9 protein-coding genes are annotated in these 10,737 nt (G+C 55.9%); 1 reads left to right on the top strand and 8 read right to left on the bottom strand.

The features are described from left to right. Nucleotides 1-123 precede the first annotated feature (123 nt). Nucleotides 124-429: a PEP-CTERM sorting domain-containing protein gene (locus tag JRF57_14400; GenBank protein ID MBW2304890.1), complete on the top strand. Its 306-nt coding sequence runs from the start codon at nucleotides 124-126 to the stop codon at nucleotides 427-429. Between the two features lie 379 nt (nucleotides 430-808). On the opposite strand, the gene lipA is transcribed toward JRF57_14400, so the two are convergent. The 8 genes from lipA to gcvPA (JRF57_14360) form a co-directional block, all read right to left on the bottom strand. Next, the gene (lipA, locus tag JRF57_14395; protein MBW2304889.1) at nucleotides 809-1,738 is read right to left on the bottom strand and encodes a lipoyl synthase; all 930 of its coding nucleotides are present in this window, start codon (nucleotides 1,736-1,738) and stop codon (nucleotides 809-811) included. A 5-nt stretch (nucleotides 1,739-1,743) separates the two neighbouring features. Continuing rightward, nucleotides 1,744-2,430 (bottom strand): lipoyl(octanoyl) transferase LipB, encoded by a 687-nt coding sequence (lipB, locus tag JRF57_14390; GenBank protein ID MBW2304888.1) that lies wholly within the window; start codon nucleotides 2,428-2,430, stop codon nucleotides 1,744-1,746. Between the two features lie 57 nt (nucleotides 2,431-2,487). After that, a complete protein-coding gene (gene gcvPB, locus JRF57_14385; GenBank protein MBW2304887.1) occupies nucleotides 2,488-3,945 on the bottom strand; it encodes an aminomethyl-transferring glycine dehydrogenase subunit GcvPB in 1,458 nt (485 codons plus the stop codon). Next, the gene (gene gcvPA / locus JRF57_14380) at nucleotides 3,942-5,273 is read right to left on the bottom strand and encodes an aminomethyl-transferring glycine dehydrogenase subunit GcvPA (GenBank protein MBW2304886.1); all 1,332 of its coding nucleotides are present in this window, start codon (nucleotides 5,271-5,273) and stop codon (nucleotides 3,942-3,944) included. The genes gcvPB (JRF57_14385) and gcvPA (JRF57_14380) overlap by 4 nt, the downstream gene beginning before the upstream one ends. Further along, nucleotides 5,274-5,678 (bottom strand): glycine cleavage system protein GcvH, encoded by a 405-nt coding sequence (gcvH, locus tag JRF57_14375; GenBank protein MBW2304885.1) that lies wholly within the window; start codon nucleotides 5,676-5,678, stop codon nucleotides 5,274-5,276. Between the two features lie 260 nt (nucleotides 5,679-5,938). Further along, on the bottom strand, nucleotides 5,939-7,060 hold the full coding sequence (locus tag JRF57_14370) for an ATP-NAD kinase family protein (GenBank protein MBW2304884.1): 1,122 nt from the start codon (nucleotides 7,058-7,060) through the stop codon (nucleotides 5,939-5,941). A gap of 76 nt (nucleotides 7,061-7,136) precedes the next feature. Beyond that, entirely contained in the window at nucleotides 7,137-8,699 is a 1,563-nt protein-coding gene (gene gcvPB, locus JRF57_14365) for an aminomethyl-transferring glycine dehydrogenase subunit GcvPB (protein ID MBW2304883.1), read from the bottom strand. Next, nucleotides 8,696-10,108 carry an aminomethyl-transferring glycine dehydrogenase subunit GcvPA gene (gene gcvPA / locus JRF57_14360; protein ID MBW2304882.1) on the bottom strand — a complete coding sequence of 471 codons (1,413 nt, stop codon included), beginning with the start codon at nucleotides 10,106-10,108 and terminating at the stop codon, nucleotides 8,696-8,698. The genes gcvPB (JRF57_14365) and gcvPA (JRF57_14360) overlap by 4 nt, the downstream gene beginning before the upstream one ends. Between the last annotated feature and the right edge of the window lie 629 nt (nucleotides 10,109-10,737).

Below are 10,737 nucleotides of genomic sequence, written 5' to 3'. Positions count from 1 at the left end.
TATCGATTAATGGGAAAGACCGCTCATGAAGCGTTGGAAGGAGATCAAAATACGGGGAAAAGTGGCTCACTTTTCACGACCGAAAATGGCTCAATTTTAAAAGACCGTTGACATGTAATAGTAATGGATATATATAATAGAGCATGGTGGGCCTCAGGAATTGCGCCATTAGATAACTGGACGAGTTACCGAGTCCAGTTACTGGCAAGCAATTTTACTGTGGTAACCAATAGCGGAAAAACCTTCGAAGATATAATGTCGAACGTTCAGAGACTTTGCATTCGAGGTGAGTACTTCCGTGGGGATGACAAGGAGGGCCTGGATAATGTTAGGGTCGCACCTGTTCCCGAACCAGCCACCACGATCCTTCTCGGGTCCGGGCTAATCGCTCTTGCAGGGTTCAGGAGGAAGTTCAGGATGAAAAAATAAAGGCCGGCAACCCATGACAAGTTTATTCATTCTTGAAAGCAGGCTCATCTGGGGCCTGCTTTTTTATTTGATCCGCCCACACAAACGTTATAGCCATGGGAAAGAAGCATTTGATCAACTCCATTTTCAAGGAAATACTCAGGCCCCTTTCCCATTCGAACACTTCTGTGACCAGAGTCGTATGATTCTTGGATGATCTGAACGCTCATTGTTTTGTGCCACTACCTTTAGTAGTTAGCTTTCTCGATTTTGAGCCGAACGGGCGCTTACATGCCGGCAAAGAACATATCTGAAAAATTTTCAGGGTCCGCCGCAAATTGGCAGAAGGATGAAGAATCATTTGTCAACAGCTTTAAAGTAGCGAAAAATCGAAATAAGATCAACCGATTGTTTTACTCGATGAATTATTCGAAGGTCTGGAAGGGAAATGGAGTGATGCGTAGTATAAGTCTTTTGCGTGGTAGGAGCTTCGGACGAGGGGACCGGCGGCGACTTCTTCGAATCCCATGTCAAGGGCGGTGAGACGCCACTCTTCGAACTCCTCCGGGGGCACATACCGATCGATCGGAAGGTGTTCTTTGGAAGGGCGCAGGTATTGACCGAGGGTGAGCATGCGGCAGCCTGAATCCAGGAGATCCCTCAGGGTTTCCTTCAGTTCATGGGCCGATTCCCCCAGTCCCAGCATCAAACCGGATTTGGTCGGAAGATTCCCATCCAGTTCCCTGGATACCCGAAGAAGATCAAGTGAACGCTGGTAAACCGCCTGGGGCCGGACCGACGGATAGAGCCTGGGGACGGTCTCCAGGTTATGGTTCAGCACGTCGGGTCCGGCTTCCACTACGGAGCGGAGGGCCTCCCAGTCACCCTGAAAATCGGGGATCAGAACTTCGATCTTGACACCCGGCTTGCGGTTCCTGATGGCCCGGATGGTGTCGGCGAAGACGCCAGCCCCTCCGTCGGGGACATCGTCCCGGGTCACGGAAGTGATCACGACGTACTCGAGGCCCAGGTCCTCCACCGCCCGGGCCACCCGCTCGGCCTCGCCGGGGTCGGGGGGGCCAAGGGGGCCCTGCCGGACTGCGCAGAAGCGGCAGTTGCGGGTACAACGATCGCCGAGGATCATGAAGGTGGCCGTTCCACTCATGAAACACTCCCCGAGATTCGGGCACAGGGCCTCCTCGCAGACAGTGTGGAGGCATCCGCCCTTGAGAGTGTTGCGGACCTTTTGATACACGGCTCCGGAGGGGATCTTCCGCTTGAGCCACGGGGGTTTTCTTAGGGCCGATCTCCTATGGGGTGCTTTTTCCATTGCTTTTATAGCTCCTTCAGTTCCGGCGCGGATTCAATCATTTGGTTCAGTGTCTCAAAGGAGGTTTCTTGAATTTTGGTTTGAAATACCGCTTCAATATGGATCCTGGCCGATCGCAAGGCCTGTTCCATGGATAAACCTTTACCGCCCGTTGCTTCCTCAAGGGAAATCATCCGGACCCCTGAAAGGCCGCAGGGATTCACCCAGGAAAAGGGCTCGAGATCTGTATTCACGTTCAGGGCGAGACCATGGAAAGAGACCCCGTGTCGGATGGCGATCCCGATGCTCCCTAATTTTTTAGATCCCACCCAGACGCCCCGGTTGATGTCGTTTCGTTCCGCCCGGACGCCTGAATCGGCTGCTACACGTATCATGACTTCTTCCAGGCCGAACACGAACTCCTTGACCCCCAGACGGGCCTTCCTGAGATCCACGATAGGATAGATTATGAGTTGGCCGGGCCCGTGATAGGTGATGTCACCTCCCCGCTCGATGTGGACGACATCGATACCCTTTGTGCCCAGAAAGGCTTCCGGCACCTTCAGGTTTTCACGCCCCCCCCGCCGTCCCAGGGTGAAGACGGGCGGATGTTCCATAAACAGGAAGACAGGGCGTTTCAGTTTTCCGGAGATCTTGGCCGAAACGAGGTGGGTCTGGAGCCTCCAAGCCGACTTGTAATCAAGGAGCCCCAAAAAAAGACCATGGGACTGCTGCCGATAAAGTACCTTTTCAGGCACGTGATCTTTCCCTTATCCTACCAGGCAAGGTTTGCGGGCCGCTGCGGTTTCATCCAGCCTTCTCATCCTGGGGCGGGCAGGGGCATTGGTGAGCAGTTCCCTGTTTTCCTCGGCTTCTCGGGCTATGGAGGTCATGGCCTCGATGAATCGGTCCAGGTCCTCCTTGCACTCGGTTTCCGTGGGTTCGATCATGATCGCGCCGTCCACCACCAGGGGGAAATAGACCGTCGGGGGATGGAACCCGTAGTCCATGAGACGCTTGGCGATATCCAGGGTCGTGACCTTGTGACCTTTCTGGTTTTTGTCGGAAAACACGCACTCATGCATGCATGGCCGGTCATAGGGCAGGTGAAAGATCCCCTTAAGCCTTTCCATGATGTAGTTTGCATTGAGCACGGCGAGTTGGGAGGCCTTTTTCAGGTTCTCCGGGCCCATGCTCAGGATGTAACTGTAAGCCTTGATGATGACGCCCACGTTCCCGAAGAAGGCCTGGACCTTGCCGATGGACCGGGGAAAATCGTAAGAGAGTCTGAACTCGTCCCCCTCCCGGATCACCCTGGGGACGGGGAGAAAGGGCTCCAGGGGAGCTTTCACGGCAACGGGCCCTGATCCGGGCCCCCCGCCTCCATGGGGCGTTGAGAAGGTCTTGTGGAGATTCAGGTGCATCACGTCGATCCCGATCTCGCCCATCTTGACGATGCCCATGACCGCGTTCAGGTTGGCCCCGTCACAATATACAAGCCCCCCCTTTGCATGAACGATCTCCGCAATGGCCCGGATGTTTTCCTCGAACAGCCCGAGGGTGTTGGGGTTGGTGACCATGATTCCCGCGGTATGCTCGTCCATGATCTCGGAGACGCTTTCAGGAGAGAGGACTCCTTGATCATTGGATGCCACGGGTACCGGGCGGTACCCGCAAAGGGCCGCGCTGGACGGATTTGTGCCGTGGGCGGTGTCTGGCACGATGATCTTGGTGGGTCTGTGGCCTTTGCTTTCGTGGTAAGCATGCATTACCAGCATGCCTGTGAGTTCCCCGTGTGCCCCTGCCGCGGGCTGGAGGGTGACGGCATCCATGCCGGTGATCTCAGCCAGGAATTGCTCCATCTCGAACATCAGTTGAAGTACACCCTGGGAGAGTTCAGGCGGCAGCAAGGGGTGGGCCCCGGCCAGGCCAGGAAGACGCGCCTGGCGCTCGTTGGTTTTGGGGTTGTACTTCATGGTACAGGATCCCAAGGGATACATCCCGGTGTCCACTCCGAAGTTCCAAGTGGAAAGGCGGGTGTAATGGCGCACCACGTCCACCTCGCTCAGATCGGGAAAGTCCGGGCCCTCACCCAGAAGGGCCTCATCCACCGGGGCGGGATCCACGTCACGACGTGGTAGAGAAAAACCCGTCCTTCCCTTTTTCCCTTTTTCCCATAGCAGGGGTTCGTTCAGTACCAGGCCGGTGGTCCCGAGCGTTTCTTTCATGACGTCACCTCCCTTACCAGGGCATCCATCTGCTCCCGGCTCCGGGTTTCGGTTACACAGAGCAGGTAATGATTTTTTAGGGTTGGATAGAAGGGCGCGAGGGGCAGACCCGCCACAAACTTCTTTTCAAGGAGCTTCCGGTAAGTTGCCTCGGAATCACCCGGGAATTCCACGACGAACTCGTTGAAAGTGGGACTTTCAAAAGGTATCCTGAAACCTGCTCTCCTGAATGCCGCCTTGAGATATTCGGCCTTGTCGAAGTTCAGCCTCGCGAGTCCTCTGAAACCTGTCCCGCCGAGGGAGGCCATGTACATGGCCGCTGCAAGGGCGCAAAGGTTGTTGTTGGTGCAGATATTCGAGGTGGCCTTTTCACGACGAATGTGCTGCTCCCGGGTGGCCAGGGTCAGCACGAATCCCCGGCGTCCGTCCAGGTCCGTGGTTTTACCCACCAGCCTTCCGGGCATGTTCCTCACATGGCGCATCTTGCCCGCGAAGATCCCTAAGGCCGGTCCCCCGAAGGAAGGCGGGATCCCGAGGCTTTGTCCCTCGCCGCAGGCGATATCCGCCCCCTGGCTTCCAGGATTCCGGAACAGGCCGTAGGCCAGGGGCTCGGTGAAGGATGCGATCATCAGGGCCTTTTTTTGGTGGGCCAAGTCGGCGGCCGCCCCGAGATCCTCGATGCACCCGAAGAAGTTGGGAGACTGGATCGCCACGGCCGCAAGGCCCTCTATTTCTTCAAGGGGCGAGAGGTCGGTCAGGCCGCTGTCCAGCATGGGCAACTCGATGATTTCGAACCCCGTGGGATGGAGATAGGTCCTGGCCACCCGGCGGTAGTGGGGGTGAATGAGGGAGGAAACCGCCACCTTCTCTTTCTTGGTCACCCGGATTCCCATGAGCAGGGCCTCGGCCAGGGCGGTGGACCCGTCGTAGTGGGAGGCCGTGGCCACCTCCATGCCCAGGAGACGTGCCGCCAGGGTCTGGAATTCATAGATGGCCTGTAAGGTCCCCTGGCTGATTTCGGGCTGGTAAGGCGTGTAGGAGGTCACGAACTCCGATCGTCCCAAAAGATAAGACACGGACTCCGGGATGTAGTGTTCGTAACTCCCGGCACCCAAAAAAGAGGAATATTCCGGGGATACGGCCATGGAATCGGAGAGGGTGGAGAGTTTCTCGTTCAATTCCCACTCGGTAAGGGCCTCTGGCAGATCAAGCTCCCCCCGGGTGCGGCAATCATCCGGTATGGTTGAGAAAAGTCCCTCCAGGTCTTCCCTCCCGATGACTTTCAGCATGGAGGCGATGTCTTCGGGAGTGTGGGGCAGGTATCGCATCTATTGCATTCCTTTCAATTTCTCCAGGTAGGTTTCCCTGGTCAAAAGGGCATCCATCTCGGAAGGGTCGGCCGGCTTGATTTCAATCATCCAGCCTTCCCCGTAAGGGTCCTTGTTCACCAGCTCGGGGGCGTCCTCAAGGGCGGAATTCACGGAAAGGACTTCTCCCCCAATGGGCATGAAGAGCTCGGATACCGCCTTCACTGACTCCACGGTCCCGAATTCATCTCCCTTGGAAAAGGAATCTCCTGGCTGGGGAAGCTCTACGAAGACGATATCTCCGAGTTGGTCCTGGGCATAATCATCGATGCCGATCCGCACGGATTCCCCCTCAGCCCGGGCCCATTCATGATCCTCTGCATACCGCACGTCCTCCGGCAATTGAAGTTCACTGATCTCTTTCATACCCGCTTCCTCCTTGTCTGATTGAGTGCCCATTCATGATATAACCGTTTAAAGATGGACACTAATAAAAAAACCCGCCAGTCAACGACATAATGATGCGAGAACCTTTTGGTTTTGTCAATAATAAATTTAGAATTTAAGGATAATCTCAAAAATTGGAAAATAATTGGCGGAAATTTACCATTTATGTTGCTGATAGAAACGGTCTGAGGGGACGTGGTGTCATCGCCGGAAAGGGCTGGAGAAAGAGCCTTATGATATCAGGCCTTGACCTTCAGCATGGCTCTCTCTCCGATCCCGGTAATGACCCGGATGTACCCGCTTAATTTTCGGTCGAGTTCCTCATCACCCGTATCCACCAGGAGGGGCCTGCCTTCCAGGGTCAAGAGCTTTTCCATGGTGGCGATCACGATGATATTTTCCCGTCCGACTTTTTGGATGATCCTGGCGCTGATCTGCTGGTTGCCTCTGCCGAAGATATAACCCTGCCGCCCGATGATGCCCACAACGATCTTGGTCCGCCTTTCTTCCATGAGCCGGAGGATCCGGGACTCGTTCAGGTCGGAGCCTATAAGGCGGCGGTTGTATACGGCGTCGATTCCCAGTAAGGTGCCCGGGAGGCCGAGTTTCTCCATCACGGCCCGGGTGGTTGTCCCGGTCCCGATTATATAGAGGCAGTCCTCCTCCATCTCCCGGATGACTTCGGTGGCAAGGGCATCCAGGGCCTCTCGCCCGCCTGCACATCCCCCGGCCTTTGGACTTTGGATCATCGTGCGTTTGAATGGAACCTTGAGGTACCCGTAAAGTCTGGCGGAAACCCGGTTTTCCCGGAAGGATGCTTCGTCGATGTCCATAACCTCGCCATCGACAAGCCGGATCTCGGAAGTCCTCTCTTCAATGAAGAGCCTGGCAAGCTCGCCAGCGGTTCGAGGGCTGGTGGCGTAAACAGCGCTGTGCATCTTTACACCCGTGGGAATTCCCAGGGCAGGAATGCGGTCCCTGACGGCGCTGTAAATGTCCCGGGCCGTTCCGTCGCCGCCCGCGAAGAGAAGGAGATCCACTTTCAGTCGTTCCATCTCCAGGGCGGCCCTCCGTGTATCTTCGGCCGTTGTCTCGCCTTTTTGGATGGTCCCGAAGACCTCGGGCTCGAATCCGCAGGCCCGTGCCTCTTCTTCGCCCATGTCAAAGGGGTAGGTCAGGAGTTCGAATCGATCCCGGGCGGGCAGCAGGCGTTCAAGGGCAAGGATCGCCCGGAGCGGCGCTTCCGGTTTCGCGCCCAATTCCACGGCCTTGCGGAGGATCTCGGGGCCGTCGCTTCCCTTGAGTCCGACCTTGCCGCCCATGCCTGCTATGGGATTCACGATGAGGCCCAGCTTTTTCATGCAGTCGGTATCCGCTCGAAACCACGAGAACTCCTCGGGAGGGATGGTGACACCTCCCGGGAGTCATTGGGTGAGCCTACTCGCAAATGGATTTTCCGCCCTTCTTGAGATAGGCGCGCCAGGTCATGGCCCACTTGTCCGGGTTGTCCAGGTCCTCATACTTGACCATGTGGATGGGAGCCCGGTGTGGGGCGGATTTCACCAGTTCAGGGTCGGAATAGGCCTCCTCCGAGATCCGTTTCAGGACCGCAGACCAGTACTCCATGTCGTCGATGGAATATGATTCGCAAAATTCCGGCGTGAAGGGTTCTGGTACGACCCAGGGGTGGTGACTCATGAAAAAGGACTGGAGGCCGTAATCCACCATCCTTCTTTGAATATCCAAGGTGCCCACTCCGGTATCCTGTGTGAGCTTTTCCCAGCTCCAGCGGGTCTGCTCCAGCCGGTACCTGCCCGGCGCATAGTAACGGACCGTCCCCTTGATGTCCTCGATCCTTTTGGTCAGGTAGTTGTTGTTGAGCACGGAAGTGCGGGCCACCTCCACCAGCCCTTCGGCGCCCAGGCTCATGATCCAGGCATAGGCCCTCAGGACGGCCGGGACAAAACCGTGGAACTCCCGGACCTTCCCGATGCTGTCAGGGCGATCGTGATCCAGCCGATACATCTTGCCGTCGTAAGTCACCAGGGGTTTTGGAAGGTACTTGGCGAGGTGCTCCCGGACGCCATAGGCGGCGCACCCCGGACCGAAACTGCCGTGGGGGGAGGAGAAGGTTTTGTGAAGGTTGAAGTGGCAGGCATCGAATCCCGCCTCCCTTGCCCTCGTGATCCCGAGGATGCCGTTGGCGTTGGCCTGGTCATAGAAGCAGAGTCCCCCCACTTCGTGGACCGCATCCGTGAATTCCTTGATCCTGGGGTTGTAGATCCCGGTATCCTCCGGGTTCGTGATCATCAGGCCGGCCGTCCGCTCCGAGAGGGCGGCCTTCAGGGCCTCGAAGTCCGGGTACCCGTCATCCCCTGGCATCAGGGTGATTACCTTGAAGCCGGCCGTAGCCGAAGTCGCTGCGTTACAGGGATGGGAGAAAAGGGTCGTGATGACCTCATCTCGCTGGGCACCTTCCCCCCTCTCGCTGTGATAGGCGCGAAGGATGCAGGCGTTTGTGTAAGTCGCCATGGATCCCCCCGGGGGTTGGAAGGTGAAGCGGTCCAAGCCCGAGATCTCCCTCAGAAAAAGGTCCAGCTTGTAGATGATCTCCAGGATCCCCTGGACCGTCTCTTCGGCCTGAAAGGGATGGATCTCGGTCATCTCCGGCATCCGCGCAAGGGCCTCGTTCACCTTGGGACTGTACTTCATGGTGGCCGTCCCTTCGGCGTCGATGTTCGTTTCCATCCCCAGGCACATCTGGGAAAGATGCAGGAAATGCCTCAACACCTGGGGCTGGGCGATCTCAGGGAGGTTGGGGGCCTCCTTTCTTCTCATCTTTTCAGGAATATAGGATCGGGCCTCCCCCACCACTGACCTTATCTCCTCTTCCGTTCGAGGAGGGAGTATCCCCCGTTCCCCTTTCCGTCCCATTTCCATGATGATCGGTTCGCTCCAGACCGGCGAGTGAAAAGCCCTTATCTTCGGTGTGGTTTTCATTTTGAGATCACCTCCTTCAAAGACGCGGCCAAGGTATCGATATCCCGCTTGCTGTGGACCTCCGTCACACAATAGAGGGCGCTTTGGCCCAGTTCTGGAAAGGATCCGGAAAGGTCGATGCCACCGAAGATCTTGTAATCCAGTAAGGCCTTGTTGATATCCTTCACGCTTTTTCCAGTTTCGTTGAAATTCAATACGAATTCCTTGAACACATTGGAAGGAAACAGGACTTTCACACCCTCAAGGCCCCCCAAGACCTCCATGGCGTAATGGGAGCGCTGGATGATCGTTTCACCGATCTCCTCAAAACCCCTGGGGCCCATCAGGGACATGTAGACTGCAGCAGCGATGGTCCAAAGACCTGCGACGGTGCCCAGGAAGTCCTTTGCCTTGTCCCGTCCGATGTAGGAAGTCCTCTCGAACCTTGGAAACCCAAAGCCGTATTCCCCTTCTTTCACCGTTTCCACGACACTGATAAGCCATGATGGATACTCTGCCACGTATTTTTCCTCGTCCCGGCTGGCAATGAACCCGAACTCGCCCCCTCCGTAATTCATGTGAATTCCCAAGGGCTGGGCGGTGCCCACCACGATATCAGCCCCGTAATCGGAAGGGGGCGCCAGGATACCCAGGGAGATGGGATCGACCCCCACGATACTCTCAGCGCCGTTTCGGTGGGCGATTTCGGAGATCTCGGCTCCTTGTGGCTCGATCGAACCAAGGAAGGTGGGATTTTCGAAATATACCGCCGCTGTTCGGGAAGAGATTTTCTTCTCCAGGTCCACAAGGTCCAGGAGTCCCGTCTCCCGATCGTAATCCACGAGTTTGATCCAGATGCCGGACTGGTCCGTGAGGGATCGGCAAAAGGTCCGGATGGTGCCCAGCCTCTCGGGCCCCACTGTCCTGGGGATGAGCACCTCGTCCCTTCCGGTTATTCGGGCGGCCATTCGGATGGCATTTCCGGCGACCGCACCCCAACTGTAACTGGGCTTGCTCACCACATCCATTCCGACCAGTTCACCCATCAGGCTTTGAAATTCGAACTGGGCCTGCATCCTGCCGAAGGTGGAATAGGCCGTACCGCCGTAAGCGGTTAGGAACTCCGAGCGGTTGATGATTTCATCGCAGACCGCAGGCACATAGTGCTGCCAGCATCCTCCGCCCAGGAAATTCAAGAATTCTTCGCAGGTCTTGTTCCTTGAAAGAATACCCTTGACGTGTCTCTTCAGGTCATACTCCGAGGTGAAGGGATCGGGCAAATTCAGCCGCCCCTTGAACCTCAAGGGATCGGGTATTTCACTGTAGATTTCCTCCACGTCCTTGACCCCGATTTCCTTGAGCATCTCCGCCTTGAGATCCGGCGCGGAATTGGGGATGTAAGGATGAACAAAGGCCTTTTCTTTTTCCATGGCGTCATCTCCGTTTTTCAGTTTTCCTGAAATCGCGGCCCGATCCCGGATATTTCCGAAAGAGGGCCGGAGGCTTGACCTTGCACAAATTTTCTCATTTATGGATGGACACTAAATAATGCTTTTTTTAGCGGTATACTCTTTGGATGCATAGGGTACAGTCTACATCAAAAGCGCCTTCCGATCGAGTAAAAATACTTACATGCTTTTTATCTGGTTGCCCACCCCATCACCGCCTTGCCGGGTGCGAGAAAAGTTATCCTGGTGTCAAATTAATGTCGGTCATACCTTTCCGCGGGGTTCAACATGAGGCAGCTGACACAGAATGAATGGGTGAAATGACCCATAATTGTACCGGCTTTGATGAACCCTGAAGATGCAGACAGCTCGACAGGCCAAACTTTCAGGCTCAACGTTAGATCCATCCGGGTTGAAATAAGGCAAATGGAATGATTATTGCAACTATTTTTGAGTGATTTTTGCATATTCCTTATGACAGGAAAAGCGTTGGCCCAATTGAATGGACCTTAATCGGAGTGACTACCATGGCCGGAACCGGGCCTCATCTTTTTCCTCGGTTTCCAGGAATAGATGCACAAGAGATCCGAAAAAACAGGGCTTGCTCGGTT

This window comes from Deltaproteobacteria bacterium (genome assembly GCA_019310525.1).
GTDB lineage: Bacteria > Desulfobacterota > DSM-4660 > Desulfatiglandales > HGW-15 > JAFDEE01.
Note: the sequence above shows the minus strand (reverse complement) of the source record. Positions and strands in the feature narration are given on the sequence as shown.